This is a genomic window from Komagataeibacter melaceti (genome assembly GCF_003403295.1).
Classification (GTDB): Bacteria; Pseudomonadota; Alphaproteobacteria; order Acetobacterales; family Acetobacteraceae; genus Komagataeibacter; species Komagataeibacter melaceti.
The window spans coordinates 1-959 of the sequence record NZ_QUWV01000035.1 but is presented as its reverse complement, the minus strand read 5'-3'; the positions used below and the strand labels follow the sequence as shown (position 1 = coordinate 959).

Sequence of the window (959 nt, the reverse complement as noted above, 5' to 3'; positions counted from 1 at the left end):
GCAGCCGTTCCCAGCAGTCCAGGCAGCGGGCTTCCAGCCAGGCATTCAGCGCCCCCAGATCAGGAAAGGCAGGCAGATCCTGCCAGATCTGGCGCCGGGCATCCTGCACGGTCTTCTCGATCTGCCCTTTCTCCCATCCGGCTGCCGGATTGCAGAAGGTCGGCTCGAACAGGTAATGGCTGGCCAGGGCCATGAAGCGCAGGTTGACCTGACGCGCCTTGCCAGAGCCAATCCGGTCCACGGCGGTCTTCATGTTATCAAAAATACCCCGCCGCGGCACGCCACCGAGCACGCGGAAGGCCTCGGTAAGCGCATCAAAAAGCATCTCGTGGGTCTGTAGGGGATAGGCCCTGAGTATGAAGGCCCGGCTGAAGGACAGTTTGGTGTGGGCAACCTGCAGCTTGACGCGATGCCCGGCAATCACCGCCCAGTCCTCGCCCCAGTCAAACTGGAAGGCTTCCCCGGGCTGGAAGCACAGGGGCACGAAAACACCCCGGCCCGTTGTCTGGCGTGCCTGGTGCTGTTCGTGTTTCCACTGCCGGATGAAAGCAGCCACCCGTCCATAGGATCCATCATAACCCAGCGTCACAAGGTCTTCATACAACCGTCGCGCCGTGCGCCGGTTCTTGCGGGATCGGGCGGCTTCCAGAACCAGCCATCCTCTCAATCTGTCAGCAAACGGGTCCAGTCGGCTGGGACGTTCGGGAGCCTGGAACCGCGGTTCAATGCTCTCTGCCCGTAGATATTTCCGGATCGTATTGCGTGACAGTCCTGTCCGGCGTTCGATCTCGCGGATCGGAAGATGATCCCGGCGATGCCACCGGCGGATCACACTCAGAAGCTCCATGTCAATCACTCCAAAAACCCCCAGCAGATGATGCCGGGGAGTGTGGAGGCATGGGTCAAATCTCGATGAAAATTTCCGCCCTACCCGGGTCAGTTCTCAGTGAAAATCAACA

The 959-nt window shown here is 60.4% G+C and carries 1 protein-coding gene; it reads right to left on the bottom strand.

The window, feature by feature from the left end; translation table 11 throughout:
* Positions 1 to 847, bottom strand: an 847-nt coding sequence (istA, locus tag DY926_RS04445) for an IS21 family transposase (protein WP_116702275.1), incomplete at its 3' end; no start/stop codon positions are given.
* Between the last annotated feature and the right edge of the window lie 112 nt (positions 848 to 959).